Annotated in this window: 21 protein-coding genes; 13 read left to right on the forward strand and 8 right to left on the reverse strand. The window is 70.8% G+C overall.

The window, feature by feature from the left end; translation table 11 throughout:
• Positions 1-93: 93 nt before the first annotated feature.
• Both BMY74_RS07250 and BMY74_RS07255 read right to left on the reverse strand, forming a co-directional pair.
• Positions 94-1,044, reverse strand: a complete 951-nt coding sequence (locus BMY74_RS07250) for an NADP-dependent oxidoreductase (RefSeq protein WP_089911533.1) — start codon at positions 1,042-1,044, stop codon at positions 94-96.
• Positions 1,041-1,661: an NAD(P)-dependent oxidoreductase gene (locus BMY74_RS07255; protein ID WP_089911536.1), complete on the reverse strand. Its 621-nt coding sequence runs from the start codon at positions 1,659-1,661 to the stop codon at positions 1,041-1,043. The genes BMY74_RS07250 and BMY74_RS07255 overlap by 4 nt, the downstream gene beginning before the upstream one ends.
• 46 nt (positions 1,662-1,707) lie before the next feature.
• Here BMY74_RS07255 and BMY74_RS07260 point away from each other — a divergent pair, with 46 nt between their 5' ends.
• The 3 genes from BMY74_RS07260 to BMY74_RS07270 all read left to right on the forward strand — a co-directional run bounded on the left by BMY74_RS07260 (position 1,708) and on the right by BMY74_RS07270 (position 3,737).
• Entirely contained in the window at positions 1,708-2,187 is a 480-nt protein-coding gene (locus BMY74_RS07260) for a MarR family winged helix-turn-helix transcriptional regulator (protein ID WP_177229612.1), read from the forward strand.
• Between the two features lie 86 nt (positions 2,188-2,273).
• A complete protein-coding gene (locus BMY74_RS07265; protein WP_089911543.1) occupies positions 2,274-2,885 on the forward strand; it encodes a TetR/AcrR family transcriptional regulator in 612 nt (203 codons plus the stop codon).
• A gap of 108 nt (positions 2,886-2,993) precedes the next feature.
• On the forward strand, positions 2,994-3,737 hold the full coding sequence (locus tag BMY74_RS07270; RefSeq protein WP_089911547.1) for an SDR family NAD(P)-dependent oxidoreductase: 744 nt from the start codon (positions 2,994-2,996) through the stop codon (positions 3,735-3,737).
• Between the two features lie 42 nt (positions 3,738-3,779).
• Here the strand turns inward: BMY74_RS07270 and BMY74_RS07275 are convergent, their stop codons facing one another.
• Positions 3,780-4,877, reverse strand: coding sequence for an aminotransferase class V-fold PLP-dependent enzyme (locus BMY74_RS07275; RefSeq protein ID WP_089911549.1), 1,098 nt, complete (start codon positions 4,875-4,877; stop codon positions 3,780-3,782).
• Between BMY74_RS07275 and BMY74_RS07280 the strand changes: the two genes are divergently transcribed.
• Positions 4,876-5,352, forward strand: a complete 477-nt coding sequence (locus tag BMY74_RS07280; RefSeq protein ID WP_089911552.1) for an oligopeptide/dipeptide ABC transporter ATP-binding protein — start codon at positions 4,876-4,878, stop codon at positions 5,350-5,352. The two genes, BMY74_RS07275 and BMY74_RS07280, sit on opposite strands and share 2 nt — an antisense overlap.
• A 104-nt stretch (positions 5,353-5,456) precedes the next feature.
• On the opposite strand, the gene BMY74_RS07285 is transcribed toward BMY74_RS07280, so the two are convergent.
• Positions 5,457-6,101: a class F sortase gene (locus tag BMY74_RS07285; RefSeq protein ID WP_089911555.1), complete on the reverse strand. Its 645-nt coding sequence runs from the start codon at positions 6,099-6,101 to the stop codon at positions 5,457-5,459.
• Positions 6,098-6,910 carry a DUF4397 domain-containing protein gene (locus tag BMY74_RS07290; RefSeq protein WP_089911557.1) on the reverse strand — a complete coding sequence of 271 codons (813 nt, stop codon included), beginning with the start codon at positions 6,908-6,910 and terminating at the stop codon, positions 6,098-6,100. Before BMY74_RS07290 ends, BMY74_RS07285 begins: the two co-directional genes overlap by 4 nt.
• A gap of 200 nt (positions 6,911-7,110) precedes the next feature.
• Here BMY74_RS07290 and BMY74_RS07295 point away from each other — a divergent pair, with 200 nt between their 5' ends.
• The 5 genes from BMY74_RS07295 (at position 7,111) to BMY74_RS07315 (ending at position 10,739) form a co-directional block, all read left to right on the forward strand.
• Positions 7,111-8,049 (forward strand): LysR family transcriptional regulator, encoded by a 939-nt coding sequence (locus BMY74_RS07295; RefSeq protein ID WP_089911560.1) that lies wholly within the window; start codon positions 7,111-7,113, stop codon positions 8,047-8,049.
• Positions 8,050-8,219: 170 nt separating this feature from the next.
• The gene (locus tag BMY74_RS07300) at positions 8,220-8,756 is read left to right on the forward strand and encodes a hypothetical protein (protein ID WP_143091472.1); all 537 of its coding nucleotides are present in this window, start codon (positions 8,220-8,222) and stop codon (positions 8,754-8,756) included.
• A gap of 137 nt (positions 8,757-8,893) precedes the next feature.
• Positions 8,894-9,436: a hypothetical protein gene (locus tag BMY74_RS07305; protein ID WP_089911566.1), complete on the forward strand. Its 543-nt coding sequence runs from the start codon at positions 8,894-8,896 to the stop codon at positions 9,434-9,436.
• 36 nt (positions 9,437-9,472) lie between these two features.
• Positions 9,473-10,060: an RNA polymerase sigma factor gene (locus tag BMY74_RS07310; protein ID WP_089911569.1), complete on the forward strand. Its 588-nt coding sequence runs from the start codon at positions 9,473-9,475 to the stop codon at positions 10,058-10,060.
• Positions 10,047-10,739 (forward strand): anti-sigma factor, encoded by a 693-nt coding sequence (locus tag BMY74_RS07315; RefSeq protein WP_089911572.1) that lies wholly within the window; start codon positions 10,047-10,049, stop codon positions 10,737-10,739. The genes BMY74_RS07310 and BMY74_RS07315 overlap by 14 nt, the downstream gene beginning before the upstream one ends.
• Positions 10,740-10,757: 18 nt before the next feature.
• Here BMY74_RS07315 and BMY74_RS07320 read toward each other — a convergent pair whose 3' ends face one another.
• A complete protein-coding gene (locus BMY74_RS07320; protein WP_089911575.1) occupies positions 10,758-12,020 on the reverse strand; it encodes an FAD-dependent monooxygenase in 1,263 nt (420 codons plus the stop codon).
• 71 nt (positions 12,021-12,091) lie between these two features.
• Between BMY74_RS07320 and BMY74_RS07325 the strand changes: the two genes are divergently transcribed.
• The 4 genes from BMY74_RS07325 to BMY74_RS07340 all read left to right on the forward strand — a co-directional run bounded on the left by BMY74_RS07325 (position 12,092) and on the right by BMY74_RS07340 (position 14,129).
• Entirely contained in the window at positions 12,092-12,541 is a 450-nt protein-coding gene (locus tag BMY74_RS07325) for a MarR family winged helix-turn-helix transcriptional regulator (RefSeq protein WP_177229613.1), read from the forward strand.
• 108 nt (positions 12,542-12,649) lie between these two features.
• Entirely contained in the window at positions 12,650-12,943 is a 294-nt protein-coding gene (locus BMY74_RS07330) for a WhiB family transcriptional regulator (protein ID WP_089912587.1), read from the forward strand.
• Complete coding sequence (locus BMY74_RS07335) at positions 12,940-13,806, forward strand: MerR family transcriptional regulator (protein ID WP_089911580.1); 867 nt, start codon at positions 12,940-12,942, stop codon at positions 13,804-13,806. Before BMY74_RS07330 ends, BMY74_RS07335 begins: the two co-directional genes overlap by 4 nt.
• A 20-nt stretch (positions 13,807-13,826) precedes the next feature.
• Positions 13,827-14,129, forward strand: coding sequence for a DUF3099 domain-containing protein (locus BMY74_RS07340; RefSeq protein WP_245785955.1), 303 nt, complete (start codon positions 13,827-13,829; stop codon positions 14,127-14,129).
• A gap of 6 nt (positions 14,130-14,135) precedes the next feature.
• Here BMY74_RS07340 and BMY74_RS07345 read toward each other — a convergent pair whose 3' ends face one another.
• Together BMY74_RS07345 and BMY74_RS07350 are read right to left on the reverse strand one after the other, a co-directional pair.
• Positions 14,136-14,657 (reverse strand): hypothetical protein, encoded by a 522-nt coding sequence (locus BMY74_RS07345; protein WP_089911586.1) that lies wholly within the window; start codon positions 14,655-14,657, stop codon positions 14,136-14,138.
• Positions 14,658-14,985: 328 nt separating this feature from the next.
• Entirely contained in the window at positions 14,986-15,546 is a 561-nt protein-coding gene (locus BMY74_RS07350; protein ID WP_089911590.1) for a snapalysin family zinc-dependent metalloprotease, read from the reverse strand.
• Between the last annotated feature and the right edge of the window lie 109 nt (positions 15,547-15,655).

The following is a 15,655-nucleotide window of genomic DNA, read 5'->3' on the forward strand; positions in this document are numbered from 1 at the left end:
GTGTCTAGCCGCCGGGGGTGGAAGGAGTGCTGCTTCCGGGCGAACACCACTCGACGAGGCGGTGACCGACTCGCTTGCCGGACGTGCCGGTGATCAGGCGAACGGCTCGTCTGCGACGGCCAGGACCACTTTGCCCGCGGCCCGGCCGCTCTCCAGGTGGGAGTGCGCCCCGGCGGGGTCGGCGAGCGGGAACACCCGGTCGACGGGAACGCGCAGACGACCCGTCTCGACGAGTCGCACGAGCCTCGCCAGATCGGCCGAACGTGCGGAGGTGGCCACGACGGTGTAGCCGGGACCGCCCAGCGCCGAGGCGAGCAGACCGCGAGCGGACTGCACGCTCGCGGGGTGCGTGGACACGAGGACACCTCCCGGCGCGAGCAGCCGGCGGGCTGCGGCTGCCGGCAGCGCGCCGGGGCTGTCGAGGACGACGTCGTAGGTACCGCGGATCGCGTCGTGGCCGACGACGTCCTCGGCGCCGAGCGCGGCGACGAAGTCCCGCTTGCCCGCCGAGGCGGTTCCGGTCACCCGCGCGCCCGCCAGGACGGCCAGTTGCACGGCGAACGCTCCGATGCCCCCGCTCGCACCGACCACGAGCACACGTGCGCCAGGTCGCCGGTGCAGCTGCGCGCGGCGGTGCAGGGCTTGCAGTGCCGTGAGTCCGGCCAACGGCAACCCCGCTGTCTCCGACGCCGGCACACCGCGCGGAGCCGACGCCGCGCGACCTTGCCGCAGCAGCGCGTGCTCGGCCTGTCCCCCACCGCCGTGGCCCAGCAGGGCGACCACCTCGTCACCAGGAGCGAAGGCGGTCACCTTCGGGCCGCAGGCCACCACCACACCGGACAGGTCGAAGCCGAGCACGAAGGGCCTGCGCCGGACCAGTGGAGCCGGTAGCCCGCCGCGACGCAGGCCGAGGTCGGTGCCGTTGACGCTGCTCGCCCGCACCCGCACGAGGATCTCGTCACCGCGGGGCGGGCCGAGGTCCGGCACGTCGGTGCTCGCGACGACCTCGGGTCCGCCGCGGCCCTGCAGCACGACGGCCTTCATCGCGCCGCCACCAGCGGGGCCTGGCCGACGTAGAGGCCGTCCTCGACCACGTCGGCGAGGAACAGCGCCAGGTCGCCGCGGCTGAGCGCGGTGCGCCGCGGCGAGGAGTGGGCGTGGTGCTCCACGCGGCCCTCGGCGGGCTCGTCGTTCAGGCGGGGTGGGCGCACCAGCGTCCACCGGATGCCGCTGCCCGCCCACACCCGGTGCTCGGCGGCCTTGTCCCGCACCACCTCCAACCGCGACATCAGCATGGAGATGATCCGGTCCCGGACGCTCTTGCGGTCACCGGCGATCGTCAGCCCGGCGCCGCTGACGCCGACGTACCGGCCCACGTTCCGCTCCGCCATCACCGACCGCAGAACCGGTGCCACTTCGCCGTGCAGCCGTGGCGCCTCCGGCCCCGGCCCGAGCGCCGACACCACGGCGTCCGCTCCGGTCACCGCCCGCGCCAGCACCTCCGCGCGCCGGACGTCGCCCACGACGAGCGCCACCTCGCCGGGAAGCCCGGCTCGCTCGGCATCCCTCACCACGGCGACGAGTTCGTGCCCCCGGCGCAGCAACTCCGCCACGACCAGACGGCCGGTACGACCCGTCGCACCCAGTACCGCGATCCTCATCCGACACCTCCGCCACCGACCCCTCGATTACATGTACCATACATACATGTCGAGCGAGGAACACCTGGATGACCTGGACCAGGCCCTGGTGAGGTTGCGCAGGCTGTGGAGCGCGCCGCGATCGTCCATCAAGGACGGCGGCATGCCCGTGGACATGTCGAGCATCCTGGTGATCGAGGCGTGCGCGCGCGGAGAGGAAGCCGGCGAGGACACCACGATCCGCGACATCGCCGCGTTCACCGACACCGAGCACTCGACCGCCAGCCGCCTCGTCGACCGCGCCGCGAAGGCAGGCCTGGTGCGCCGCGAACCCTCACCGGCCGACGCCCGGCGCACCAGGGTCGTGCTCACCGACGGCGGACGCCGCACCAGGGAACACGCCACCGGCTTCCGGCTCGCGTGGCTGACCGAGGTCCTGCGGCAGTGGCCGGAGGGCGACGTCGGACACTTGGCCGCTCTGCTCACCCGCTTCGCCGACGAGGTCGACCGCCACGGCCCTCCCGGCAGGCCCGCCGACACCTCGTGAGGCCACGCCCGATTCCGCGCGCGGAAAGCAGATCCTGTTCCTCGATGATCATTTGACCATGCGGTCAACAACGTACCCTGAGGCGCATGGCACGCCCCCGCAAGTTCGTAGAACGTGACGTCATCAGCAGCGCCAGCGAGGTGTTCGTCGTGAACGGCCTCGCCGCCACGACCCTGGACGACCTGGTGCGGGCGACCGGACTGGGGAAGCAGAGCCTCTACAACGCGTTCGGCGGGAAGCGGGAGCTGTTCCTGCGGGCGCTCTCGGAGGACCGCGACGAGGCGGCGCGGGCCGTCTCGGAAGCGCTCCAGCACGGTGACGCCTCCCCGCTGGAGCGGATCCGGGGCCACGTGCTGCGCAGGGCGATCGAGTTCAGCCGCAGCGACAGCCGGGTCTCCCTCGCCACGCGCGCTCTCGTCGAGTCGACCGGTGAGCAGGACCAGCTCTCGACGGTCACCAAGGCCGGCATCGAGGAGCTCGCCGGGATCTACACGCACTGCCTCGAGGACGCCCGGCGCAACGGCGATCTCCCGCCGGACGCGAACCTGCCGTCGCTGGCGATGTACTTCGTCGCCGTCATCCGGGGGATGGAGCTGCTCGGCCGGGCGGGGGTCGGTCGTGCCGCACTCACCGCGGTCGCACTCGACTCACTTCGCGTGCTCGGTGCCGAGGCGGACGCGGATCCCGTGCAGGCGTAGAGCCACCTCGGCGCCCATGTCGTCGGTCACACCCCTGCCCCAGTTATTGCCCATCTGGTCAAAAACTGTTTTATTGACCAGGTAGACAATAACTAGGGAAGAGCAACCATGAACGTTCTGAAGGACAAGGTCGCGGTCGTCACCGGCGGAAACGCGGGCATCGGCCGGGCGACCGCACGGGCGTACCACGCCGAGGGCGCGCGGGTGTTCGTCACCGGTCGCCGCCAGGCACAGCTCGACGAGGTGGAGGCCGAACTCGGTCCCCGGGTCACCGGGATCCGCTGCGACGTGGACCGGATCGACGATCTCGACAGCCTCTACGCGACGGTCGCCGACCAGGCGGGTCACATCGACGTCCTGGTCGCCAACGCCGGGATCGGGATCGCCGCCGCGCTCGGGGAGATCACCGAGGAGCAGGTCGACGCCATGCTCGCCACCAACGTCAAGGGCCCGCTGTTCACCCTGCAGAAGGCGCTGCCGCTGCTGTCCCCGGGAGCGTCGGTCATCTTCACCGGATCCTCGGCCGCCACCCGGCCTCAGGCGTCCCTGCCCGTCTACGGGGCGACCAAGGCCGCGCTCCGCAACCTGGTCCGCGGCTTCGCCCACGGCGCCGGTACGGGCGGGTACCGCATCAACATGCTCTCGCCCGGCGGCACCCGCACCCAGGGCCTGATCGACCTGCTCGACCTGATCCCGGCCGACGAGCGCGCGGCCTCCCTGGCCACGATCCCCCTCGGCCGCCTGGCCGAGCCCGAGGAGATCGCCGCGGCGGCCGTCTTCCTCGCCTCGGACGCCTCCAGCTACCTCAACGGCTCCGAACTCGCCGTCGACGGCGGAGCCGCTCAGATCTGAAGCCGACGAGAGGGTGCTGGTCCCCGTCCGACCGAGCCGCGGTCAGGCGGGTCGCAGACTCCGCTGGCCGCGGGCGAGGATGTCGGCGAGGCGGTCGACGTCGTCACCGGTGTTGTACAGGCCGAAGGACACCCGCAGTCCCGTCCGCACCTTCGACAGCCTCACCCCGGAGCCGGCGAGGAACTCCGCCCAGCCGGTGTCCGGCAGCTCCAGGACGTAGATGTGGCTGCGTCGCTCGCGTTCCCGCGGTCCGGCCAGGGTGATGCCCAGGTGGTCGAGGTGGTCGATGAGCCGGTCGCCGAGGCTGAGCAGGTGTTCGGAGATCGCCGGGAGGCCGATGGCGGAGATGAGGTCGAGTGCGCCGCCGAGGGCGTGGATCGCGGGCAGGTTGAAGTTGCCGATCTCGAAACGCTGGGCGTCCGGGCGCAGGCGGAGTGCCTCGGGGCCCGCGACCAGGTCGGCGCGGGTGTTCGCCACCCCTGCCGTGGCGACGTAGGTCGGGGGCAGGACGTCGGCGGGTGCGGCGGTGTGGAGGAAGCCGAGGCCCTGCGGTACGAGCAGGCCCTTGTGGCTGCCCGCGGCGAGCGCGGCCACGCCGAGTTCTCCCGCGTCGACGGGGAGGGTGCCGACGGACTGCATCGCGTCGAGCACGACCTGTGCCCCGGTCGCGGCGGCGAGCCGGGCGATGTCGGCGACGTCGTTGCGCTGTCCGCTGTGGAACATCACGTGCGAGAGAGCGATCGCGCGGGTGCGTTCGTCCACATAGGGCGCGAAGGTCGCGGCGTCGGCCCACTTCTTGTCGTCGGGGACCTGGCGGACCTCCAGCCCGGCCGGGCGCTGCGCGAGCCACGCGTAGGCGTTGTTGGGGTGTTCGGACGCCAGCAGCACCACGTTGTCGCCGGGCTGCCACCGCAGGCCGCGCGCGGCGATGTTCAGCCCCTCCGAAGTGTTCTTGGTGAACGCGACGGTTTCCGGGGCGACGCCGAGCAACCCGGCCAACTGGGCGCGCACCTCCTCGGTGCGGGCGAGCCACGTCGACTTCGGTCCCGCCGTGAACTGGGCCTGGTCGTAGAACGCGTCCAGCCGCGCCCGCACGGCGGTGGACAGCGGTGTCTGGTGGGCGGCGTCGAGGTGGAGCATGGTGTCGGCGGCCGGGAAGTGCGCCCGGATGTCGCGGGTGTCCAGCAGGGCCGACCTGCTGCGGGACCTGCAGCGCGAGCTGGACCTGACCTACGTCTTCATCTCCCACGACCTGTCGGTGGTCAAGCACATCGCGGACCGGGTGGCCGTGATGTACCTGGGCAAGATCGTCGAGCTCGCCGACCGGACGTCGCTCTACCGCGCTCCCCGCCACCCCTACACCGCGGCACTGCTGTCGGCGGTCTCCGTCCCGGACCCGGCGAAGGAACGGCAGCGCCGCCGGGTGGTGCTGAGCGGCGACATGCCGTCGGCGGCCGCCCCGCCGTCCGGGTGCGCGTTCCACCCGCGCTGCCCGCGCGCCGAGGCCGAGTGCGCGGAACGGTCGCCGTCGTGGGATCCCCAACCCGGGGCGGATCACTTCGCCGCGTGCTTCTCACCACTTCCGGCGCCCGAGCGCGCCTCCGGGCTCCGGTGATCGGACACGCGCGACCCTCCTGACCGGTTGTCGGTGTCCGCTGGGGCGGTGTCACCAGCAACAGGGAGGCGAAACTCCATTGTGGAGCGATGCCGGTCTCCGGGTCAGACGGGTTCCGCGGTCACCACCACGTTGTCCACATAGGACCTCGTGGCACGGTCGAACTCCCCACCGCAGGTGAAAAGCGTCAGTCGAGGCGCACCGGTCGAGGTGAAGTAGGGGCCCAGGTCGAGATCCTTCTTCGGGTACTGCTCACGCGCCACGACCCGGTACCTCCTCACGCGCCCGTCCTGCCCCGTCAGAGCGACCTCGTCACCCCTGTCCAGTTCACGGAGCCGGTAGAACGCGCCCGGCCCGTCCGTCGCGCTGTCGACGTGTCCACCGATGACCAGCGAGCCCGCGGGCGAGTCGAGTCCGACGCCGAACTCGTACCACCCGACGACGTCGACGCTGGGCGGTACCGCGAACTCCGCGTTGTCGTCGACGCCGGTGGGCACGACCCGGGCCGTCAGGCCGATCCCCGGCACGGACAGCGACGTCGGCGGGACGTCCTGCCGCTCCACCGGCAGGTCCGCGGGCCGGGTCGGCACCGGGGCGCCGGCGACCGCCTGGGGACTGGTCGTGCTCGCGGTGGCCATCTCCCGGACCACCTCCGCGCCGAAGTCGCGCTCACCGCGGGAGACCAGCCACACCGCGCCCAGCCCGAGAACGACGGAGACCACCAACGCGAGCACACCAGCGCGGGTCACCTGGACTCAACCGCCGGACGACGCCGGGCCACCACGACGGCCGCCGCCGCGACGAGGCCCGCCAGCGCCAGACCCCACGGCATCAGGCCGGAACCGGCCGTGCTGCCCCCACCGGCGGGCATCCCGCTCGGCGCGCCGCCCAGGCCGTCGATCGTCTGGGCCGCGAAGGTCAGCGACTTGGCCTCCGCCGATCCGATGGCGTAGACGATGGTGGCCGCACCGGCCTTGAGCACGAGGTCCTTCGGTCCGATCGCGACGGTCGTCGTGCCGGCGAGCACGACGTCGGCGTTCACCGTGCCGGCGGGCAGGTCGGCCTTGTTCTCCTTCGGGTTGGTGAGCCCGGAGAACACGGGCTTCCCACCGGCGCGCACGTCCACCGCGGGTGCGGCGGCGGTGTGCCGGACGATCAACCTCGCCTGACCCGCCGCCAGCTTCGACCTGTCGTTGACGAACGCGGTCAGCGCGGGTTTGCCGGAGGCGTCCAGGTGCGCTGCCAGGCTCACGTCCTGGCCGCCCGGCACGGCGAGCGCGTTGTTGCGCAGGATGGCCTTGTCCACGGCCTCACCCGGTTTGGTGAGCGCGATGTCGTAGGTCGCGGCAGGCAGGGTCAGCGGGCCGGCGACGGTCGCCGGTGCGAAGTTGTCCAGCGTCTTCTTGCCGTTGACGTAGACGTCGACCGGCTGGCCGGGGATGCCGTGCACCACCGTGACCATCGAGTCCTCGGCCGCGCCCGCGGGCAGCGTGACACCGAACGACATGGCCACGGCCGACAGCACGGCGGCGGTGACGCGCAACGCGATGTTCCTCATCTTCACTCCAAGTCCGGGGAACCGGGGACGCGGGAGATACGACGGCGTCCCCCGGTTCGGATGCACCCGGCCCGAAAACTCCGCCGGACGACCGGCGCTCGACCTTGCCCGCGCACAGCGGCCAGGGCACCATCGGGGACGACCAGGCGGGCGATCACCGCTCGAGATCCCGCTCAGTGCGGCCGATGAGGTGACCTGTCGTGGAGTTCAACGTCCGCCACCTGCGCGCGCTCGACGTGCTGCGGATCGAGGGCAGTTTCCGCAGGGCGGCGGCGAGGCTCGGCGTCGGCCAGCCGTCCCTGTCGAGGCAGGTGGCCCGGATGGAGAAGGCCCTCGGGATGGCACTGGTGGACCGTTCCGTCGACGGTGTCACGCTCACCCCCGCCGGACTCGTCGTGGTCAAGCACGCCGGCCGGGTGATCACCGCGGTCGACGACATGCTCGCCGAGCTCGACGAACTCCGCGGGACCACGGGCGGTGAGCTGAGGATGGCCGCGTCGCTCAACCCGGCGCTGACGACCGAGTTCCTGCTCGGGGCCGGGTGGCAGGTGCACGTCACGCGCGATCAGGACACGGTCGTGAAAGCGCTCGTGGAGGCCGGCACCGTCGACCTCGCCCTTCTGGTCGACGATCCGGTGGCCCCTTATCGGCCGGCGCCCGGGTTGCGCATGGCAGTGGTCCTGGAAACGCCCCTGTGGGTCGCCACGCCACGGGACCACTCGTTCAGTGGGCGTGACGTCCTCCGGCTCGCTGATCTGGCGGGCGAGCCGTGGCTGATGCCCTCCAGCGGAACGCTGCGCACCATCATCGGACGGGCGCTGCGCAAAGGCGCCGCGATGCCGGAGGTGCGTCTCTGGGGTGACGTGGAAACGCTGTTCCCCGCGGTCGAGACCGGCACCGGAATCGGGCTGGCCAGTCCTCTGTGCGGTGCGTTCTACGGCTACCGCGTCGACGTCCGGCCGCTGGCGGACGGGCCGACGGAACGCAAGATCTGCGTGTGGCGCGAGACCGCCGTGTCCACGTCCCTGATCAGGTCCCTGGTCGACGAGCACCAGCGAAGGCACGTGGCCTTGGCCCCGGTCATGCCGCAGTACCTCCACTGGCTGGAGGAGAACCCGGCCGCACTGCCGCATTTCTGACGCGCGAGATCCTTCGTGAGCGCGGCATATTCCTTCAGGGCATCACAAATCGCACGTCGTGACATAGCGCCAATGGTGTTCACACGGCGATATGTTTAATTTCGGCACTTCAGAGCACCAGTTCGAATTGTTAGCCTTTCGGCATTGTTCTCGAACGGAAGGTTCGCACCATGAATTTCGCGCGAAGGCTTTTCGCATTCGTCACCGGAGTGGCCGCGGCCGCGGTGCTGGTGGTCGCGCTGCCCGGCTCGGCTTCTGCGGGACCGTGCCCTTCCGCGACCGCGTTGTCGATCATCAACCAGGGCCGCACCTCGTTCTGGAACTACCACGAGAGCGGCGTCGCGGACAACGCGACGGCGCTGAAGAACATCAACCAGGCCGCCTCGGGTCTCGCCGCCCAGCGCAGCAGCTACGGCACGGCTCCCGGTGGATCGGTCTGCCTGGCGAACTCCATGCTCAACGGGCTCTACTACGTCGGATCCGCCTACCGCCTGACCCTGAGCGAGATCGCCGGCGGTTCGCACAGCGCGGGGTCGAAGCACTACCAGGGCGTCGCGTTCGACGTCGCGAGCATCAACGGCAGTTCCGTCAGCTCGTCCAACCCGTACTACCAGGGGGTCATGCAGAGCTGCCGCAACAACGGCGCGGTCCTGGTGCTCGGGCCCGGTGACGCGGGCCATGCCACGCACCTGCACTGCCAGTGGTGATGTGACCCCGGTGGTGTGTGCCGCCAGAACGGCACACACCACTCGCAGAACGACTTCCTCGGCGCGAGGTGCATCCGCGGCGACCACGCCCGTCGTACCCGACTCATCCAGCCACGGACGAGTTGAGGAGTGCTTCGATGCGCAACCGACTGATCGCCGCCGCACTGGCGTTCGGCATCGCAGTCGCCGGTGGTGTGGCGGCGGCCGTCCCCGCCACCGCGGCCCCGTCGGCCACGACGGTTTCACCGGCCGGCGCGGCGAACGAGTTCTTCCGCGGACGGACCGACCTGACGCTCGACACCGCGGCCGCGGCCGCGCTCACCTCGCTGGGCGTGAAGGTCAAGCCGTTCCTCGCGCGCACCAACGGGTCTGCTATCAGCTTCGCCATCGTCGGCGACCCGTCGGACGGCACGATCGAGCACATCGGTGGGCTCGTGCTCCGGGCAGGACACACGAGGCTGTACCTGACCAACTACACGATCGACCTCAAGCGCGGCGTGCTCTCGGGGCTGGTGAACTTCACGACACGAGCGGACCTGTTCACCCTCGGCGCGGCCACGCCCCAGGGCGTCACGCTGGCCCTCACGCCCGGCGCCGCCTCCGTGCTCAACAGCACCTTCGGCGTCACCGCGTTCACCCCGGGGCTCGTCCTCGGGTACGGCGACCCCGTACTCCGCTGAGCCCGCCGCAGGCTCTGGATCCGGTCAGGTGGTCCGATGTTGCCCGCGGTGGTCACGGCCGTGAACGACACAGGTGACACCGCCGACGAGGTGGCCAAGTCCTTCGTCGCCGGTGACGACGGTGCGCTTCGTGCCGTCTACGACCGCTACGCCCCGGCGGTGCTGCGGGTCGCGGCGGCCACCCTCGGGACGCACGCCGACGCGGAGGACATCGTCCAGACGACCTTCGTGACGGCGTGGCGCACCAGGAGGAGCTTCGACCCGGCGAGGGGCAGCCTGCTGGTCTGGCTGCTCACCATCGCGCGCAGCCGGAGCCTCGACCAGCTCAGGACGCGAAGCCGCCAGACGAACACCGTGAAAGCGCTTCGGAGCAGCAGCACCGAAACCATGTCCGACGAGGCCGTGCGACCCGAACGGGTCGTGGACCGCATGATCGTGCTCGAGGCGATCGGCGAGCTGCCACTCCAGCAACAACGCGTCCTGTTCCTGGCGTTCTACGATGATCTCACGCACGAACAGATCGCTTCGGTGACCAGCCTGCCGCTGGGCACGGTGAAGAGCCACCTGCGCCGCGGTGTGGCCAGGCTGAGGAAGCGGTGGGAGGTGGACGGTGTCGCACGCTGACCCCGATCAGCTCACGCTCGTCGCCCTGGGCGAGCCGGCCGCCGACAGGTCCACTTCGGACCACGTCCGCGGCTGTGCCGCATGCCGCGCCGAGCTGGCTTCGCTTCGCGAAGTGGTGGCCCTGGGCAGGGAAAGCCACGTCGAACTCGACCTGCCCATGCCGTCGGAGGCCGTCTGGGACCGCATCACCGCCGAGGTCGACCGGAAGAACACGACCGTCGTCGCGGTTCCACCGCACCGGCCACGTCGCCGGGTCCGGGGGTTGCTCGCGGTCGCCGCCGCGGCCGCGGTGATCGGCGCGGCCTCTGCGGTCGTCGTGGACAGAGCCGCTACGAGCACACCCGTGGCGGCGGAACAACTGCTGGCACGAGCACAGCTGTCCCGGCTCGGCACGGCTCCCGGCGGCGCCCGGGGCACCGTGCGCGTGGTCCGCACCGGAGACCACGCGGTGATGCGGGTCGCCGTCGACGGAATGCCCGCGCCACAAGGGCTCTACCAGGTGTGGCTTTACGACGGCGTCGACACGATGATCCCTCTCGGCGTGCTGACGGGTGGCGAGGTCGAGGTGCCGGTTCCGGCGAAGGTCGACCTGACCCGGTTCAAGGTGGTCGACGTGTCCGCTCAGCGACTGGGGCAACAGGAACACGGCGTCAGCGTGCTGCGGGGTGAGTTGGGCTGACCGCTGTGATGCGCGGCTTCACACCTGGGTTTCGCGCCGGAGGATGACGTCCGCAGGAGCGGCCGGCGCCATCAGCCCCTTGGCGTTGAGCGAACCGAAGAAGGTGGCGAGAGGTTTCACCGCGGCGACGAGCCGCAGCACGGGCGCCGGACTGGCAAGGCCGCGACGGACGCGCGCCGCGCTGCCGCGTTCGATGCGCACCTGACGTTCCTGCTCGGCCTGCACCGGGGGCCTCCTGCGCGCCTCGACCTCCGCGCAGGCCGCGTCGAGCTCGGCGTCGGGTCCGCCGTCGAGCAGCACGCCCGCGATCCGGTTGGCCGTCTCCGCGGCGTCGCAGATCGCGAAGTTGATGCCGTTGCCCCCGACCGGTGAGATGACGTGCGCCGCATCGCCGATGAGCAGGACTCCCGGGCGGTACCACCGGTCGACCTTCGTGATGCGGACGGGCAGCAGGGTGAACTCCGCCGGGTCGGCGATGGCGTCGACCCGGTCGCCGAGCCAGGGCAGGCTCGTCCGCAGCGCGGCGACGACGGGGCCGGCACCGCCTTCCCGCAGGCGCGGGAACGACCCCGCCTCGATGGTGAACCCGATCTGCCAGTGGTCGACCTGGTTGAGCACGGCGATCGTGCCGAGCGGGTGTCCGAACAGCTGCAGACCCGACAGCGCCGGATCGCCGTCGCGGCGCGGGAACTCGCGCCACAGCAGGTCGAGGCTCGCCCCGAGCTGGGTGGTCTGCGCGCCCGCGAGGACGCGGACCTTCGAGTTGCGCCCGTCAGCGGCGATGACCAGGCGGGCGCGCACTTCGCGTTGCCCGCCTTCACCGGTGTGCCGGACTCCGCACACCCTGCCGGTGTCGTCGCGGAGCAACTGGTTCACCTTGGCCCGCATGCGCACCTCGAAGCCGGGATGGGCCGCTGCCAGCTTCACCATGTGCGGCAGGAACAACGCCTGCGGGATCAGGGCGTAGTAGGGGTGCTTCGCGCTGGTCTTGTCGTAACGGGCGATCGTGTAGGTCTTCTTCGGCGTGTGCCACTGGAAGGCTCGGGCCCTGGTGTGCGGGATGGTGTTGAGGATCTCGTCCGCCAGTCCGAGCTGGTCGAGGTAGTCGAGCACGGACGGGGCGAGCGTGTCGCCGCGGAACCTGCGGTTGAAGTCCGCCTGCGCTTCCAGCAGCACGACGCGCAGCCCGGCGCGGGCGAGAAGGTACCCCAGGACTACGCCGGCCGGACCACCGCCCACGACGACGCACTCCGCCTCGGTGACCTCTTGTGGTTCGACCATCGAAAACTCCCATAGATTGACTACTAGGAAATCTAACTAGGTCCGGCCGGGCCTGCATGACGGGAGATGACGTGTCCCTGCACCAGGAAGTGCTCGACCAGGTGCGGGCCGTGGCAGCGGTCACCACCCGCCTGGGCGATGCGTTCGCCCAGGCCACGGGCCTGAACCGGACCGACGCGACCGCACTCGCGATGGTCATGGACGCCGGTGACGCAGGGGACGACATCGGGCCCTCGCAGCTCGCGCGCCAGCTCCGCGTCACGACCGCGGCCACGACGGCACTGGTCGACCGCCTGGTGGCGGCGGGCCACCTCGAGCGCGTTCCCGACCCGTCCGACCGTCGGCGACTCGTCCTGCGGATCACGACCTCCGCACTGAGCGAGGGCAGGGAGTTCTTCGGTTCGGTCAACACCGCGCTGCTCGCCGCGACGTCCGGCTTCACCGCCGACGAGCTCGACGTGGTCGCCCGCTACCTCGGCGTCGTGCGCGCGACGATCGAGCAGCACCCGCCTGAGGCGTGATCGGACCGCGCCGCCCCGACGAACTCGACGCCGAGTTGCGTCGTTTCTGAGTCGAATTTATGCTTGGGTCAGCGCATCGTGATCATCTGTCAGCGAAGGTCGTGCACCGTGCCCGAGCTCTCCCGTCTGCCCCAGCCCGTGACCGAGTCGTGGGACTGGCAGCTGTCCGGTCTGTGCCGAGGCATGGACAGCACCTACTTCTTCCACAAACCCAACGAGCGGGGCAGCGCACGAGAGGCACGCGAAGCGGCGGCGAAGGCGATCTGCCAGAGGTGCCCCGTGATGCAGAAGTGCCGCGAGCACGCGCTCCAGGTCCAGGAGACCTTCGGCATCTGGGGTGGTCTGGGGGAAAGCGAACTGCGGGCGATGCTCACCGCGCAGTCCCGCCGCAGGCGGCCGTGACCTACACGCCTCGCGCGGTGGCGGCGATGCTGGGAATCGCACCGACCACGCTCAGGACGTGGGACCAGCGTTACGGCGTGGGGCCTTCGCAGCGCAGCGAAGGCGGTCATCGTCGTTACGAGGACTCCGATGTGGAGCTCATCCGGCGGATGATGGCGCTGACCGCCCGGGGAGTCACACCGGCGGCCGCGGCCGAACTCGCTCGCCGGCAACGCGATCGCGGACCGTTCCGGGCGCGGTCGCCGCTGGACGACGACATCGCGCGGGCCGCTCGGCTCGCGTTCGTCACCTCCGCGAACGGACTCGACGAGTCGTCGATGCTCGACGTGGCCGGCAAGCTCATCGCCGACCACGGCGTCGTCGCGGCGTGGGACTCGGTGTTCGTCCCCTGCCTGACCGACATCGGCGACATGATCGCCGCTCGCGGCAGCGGGGTCGAGATCGAGCACCTGGCCAGCGCGAGCGTTCTGCAGGCCATGCGAGGCGTACCCCGGTCGACCGCGCCCGGCCCGCCGGCGGCGCTGTTGTCGACCGCACCGGAGGAACAACACGTCCTCGCTCTGGAAGCGCTCGGAGCCGCGCTGTCCGAACAGGACTGCCAGTGGCGCAGTCTCGGCGCTCGAGTGCCTCCTCGCGCGTTGTGCGACGCTGTCGCCGCTCTGCGGCCGGGCGTCACGCTGATCTGGGCCCATCGCGCGGATCTGACGGCAGCGGTGCCTCTGGACGAGTTGCACGCGCGCTCTGATTCGCTGCTCGCGGTCGCGGGACCGGGCTGGTCCGGCGTGGCGCTGCCCTCGTTCGTGCAGCGGCCCGAGTCGCTGACGGAGGCCGTCGAACTGGTGCTCGCCCGCACTTCCGATTGAGCGAGAACGGAGGTCGAACTGTGAACTCACACCGCGGCGACCAACCCGTGCTGATCACTTCGGCGGCACCGTCCCACCAGGAGCAGCTCGCGGCCAGACGGCGCCGGTACGCCGTCATGATGAGCCTGCGCATCCCGTGCATCGTGCTCGCCGTGGTGTTCGCGAAGATCTGGTGGCTGGCGCTCGCCCTGATCCTGCTGTCGGTTCCGCTGCCGTGGATGGCCGTCCTCATCGCCAACGACAGGCCACCGCGCAAGGCGGAGACGCCGCGGCGCCTGCGACCGTTCCGCCGCGCCATCACCACCGGCGACCATCAGCCGTAGCGGGGATCAGAGCTGCCCGCCTCCGGTCACGAGGTAGTAGGCGTCGGCGGTGTCGCCGTCGACGCCGACGAAGTACTCGAGACGTGCCGCGGCCTCCCGGACCAGGACGATGAGGATGTCGAAGCCGTGGTCGCCCGCGAGAGCTTCGAGTGCCGGCCCGGCGAGGCCGACGTCGCTGTTCGCCACCGCGGTCAGGAGGCTTGCCGCGTACTCGACCGCTTTGGCGCAGTGGTGTTCCTCCTTCAGCACCGTCATCCCGATCGGGACGCGCGCGTCGGACTTGAGGCCTCCCATCGGGAGGCCGTGCACCAGCACCGAGGTGAGCACGTCCAGCGCGGCCATCCGGGACGCCTCGTCCCGCAGCACCATCCGCACCGCGACGATCGCGTTCGCGTGGTCGCGCCGGTTGATCGCGCCGATGGCCGCTCGCACCCAGGTCGCGCCATCCGGTTGCGGACCGGCGTGGGTGGTCGTGGCGGCGCTCGACGACACCACGTCCGCCAGCAGGTCGTCCCGATCGGAGATCATGTGCGGTGTGGACCTTCCTGCTCGACGACCCGTCTGGCCGTAGCCGATGGTAGATCTTGCCGCGGAGACGTCCCCGGACCGGGCGACCTGACGCCTGATCGCGGAAGCGCTGTGTAGCAACCGGATTCGATCGCCGAGGCGCTCCACCACTCGGAGAGCGGCATCAAGTCGACGCAGGAGCCACGCGCGGCGACCGAATGTGATCAGCAGCGGCCGCGGTCGCACGATGGAGTGATGTGCAGCGTCCACCGTGCTCCGCAGGCCCACTCCCCGGCGCACGGGCGAGGCCCGGGTCCACTGGAGACCCAGGCCTCGCGGTCGTGCGCGCTCAGGAGTGGACGGGGACCTGCTCGTAGATCACCTTCCACTCGTAGGTGCCGGCGAACCCGTTGGCCCACAGGGAGTTGACCCTGGCCGCCTCGGTGGCGTTCGGCGAGGCGACGGTGCACGACGTGCCCGGACCACCACCCGACATCAGCTCCGAGCACGGGCCGCTGTAGTGGTCGGGCAGGCCGAGGGCGTGCCCGGTCTCGTGGGCGGTGATGCGGGTGACGTAGTACTGCCGCGCCTGCGTGTAATCGATGAAGATCGTGCCGCTGCCGTGGCCGTTGGTCGAGGCGTACGAACCGCGCGGGTCGTTGCCCTCGCGGTAGCGCAGAGTGGCCGCGCTGCGGTTCTCCACCAGTTTCACGTTGGACACCCGCGCATTCCAGTTCGCCGCGCCCTGCCGAATGGCGCTCGCGAACGTGGGTGCGCTGCTGGTGTCGTAGTAGACGTTGACCGCCGCCGCGGTGGGCGGGGCTCCACCGGCCGACGCGTGGCCGGTCAGGGGTGCGACGACGGTCGTGGCCGCGGCGAGCGCGACGGCCAGGAAGGCTTTCCTGAGCATGGTTTCTCCTCGCTTGCAGGGTGCGAAGAATGGAACTTTCCGGTTCCGCCAACTCAACGTAAGGAAGGTGTTCGCGTCCATTCGCCCGCCATTGGCGTGAAGCGGGTGA

The sequence above is a fragment of the Lentzea albida genome (assembly GCF_900111005.1).
Lineage (GTDB): Bacteria > Actinomycetota > Actinomycetes > Mycobacteriales > Pseudonocardiaceae > Lentzea > Lentzea albida.

What these genes read in the sequence shown, in the direction of transcription:
- BMY74_RS07250 (WP_089911533.1), bottom strand. Translation starts at nt 1,044, where the DNA reads ATGAAGGCCGTCGTGCTGCAGGGCCGCGGCGGACCCGAGGTCGTCGCG.
- BMY74_RS07255 (WP_089911536.1), bottom strand. Translation starts at nt 1,661, where the DNA reads ATGAGGATCGCGGTACTGGGTGCGACGGGTCGTACCGGCCGTCTGGTC.
- BMY74_RS07260 (WP_177229612.1), top strand. Translation starts at nt 1,708, where the DNA reads ATGTCGAGCGAGGAACACCTGGATGACCTGGACCAGGCCCTGGTGAGG.
- BMY74_RS07265 (WP_089911543.1), top strand. Translation starts at nt 2,274, where the DNA reads ATGGCACGCCCCCGCAAGTTCGTAGAACGTGACGTCATCAGCAGCGCC.
- BMY74_RS07270 (WP_089911547.1), top strand. Translation starts at nt 2,994, where the DNA reads ATGAACGTTCTGAAGGACAAGGTCGCGGTCGTCACCGGCGGAAACGCG.
- BMY74_RS07280 (WP_089911552.1), top strand. Translation starts at nt 4,876, where the DNA reads ATGGTGTCGGCGGCCGGGAAGTGCGCCCGGATGTCGCGGGTGTCCAGC.
- BMY74_RS07275 (WP_089911549.1), bottom strand. Translation starts at nt 4,877, where the DNA reads ATGCTCCACCTCGACGCCGCCCACCAGACACCGCTGTCCACCGCCGTG.
- BMY74_RS07290 (WP_089911557.1), bottom strand. Translation starts at nt 6,910, where the DNA reads ATGAGGAACATCGCGTTGCGCGTCACCGCCGCCGTGCTGTCGGCCGTG.
- BMY74_RS07300 (WP_143091472.1), top strand. Translation starts at nt 8,220, where the DNA reads ATGAATTTCGCGCGAAGGCTTTTCGCATTCGTCACCGGAGTGGCCGCG.
- BMY74_RS07305 (WP_089911566.1), top strand. Translation starts at nt 8,894, where the DNA reads ATGCGCAACCGACTGATCGCCGCCGCACTGGCGTTCGGCATCGCAGTC.
- BMY74_RS07310 (WP_089911569.1), top strand. Translation starts at nt 9,473, where the DNA reads ATGTTGCCCGCGGTGGTCACGGCCGTGAACGACACAGGTGACACCGCC.
- BMY74_RS07320 (WP_089911575.1), bottom strand. Translation starts at nt 12,020, where the DNA reads ATGGTCGAACCACAAGAGGTCACCGAGGCGGAGTGCGTCGTCGTGGGC.
- BMY74_RS07345 (WP_089911586.1), bottom strand. Translation starts at nt 14,657, where the DNA reads ATGATCTCCGATCGGGACGACCTGCTGGCGGACGTGGTGTCGTCGAGC.
- BMY74_RS07350 (WP_089911590.1), bottom strand. Translation starts at nt 15,546, where the DNA reads ATGCTCAGGAAAGCCTTCCTGGCCGTCGCGCTCGCCGCGGCCACGACC.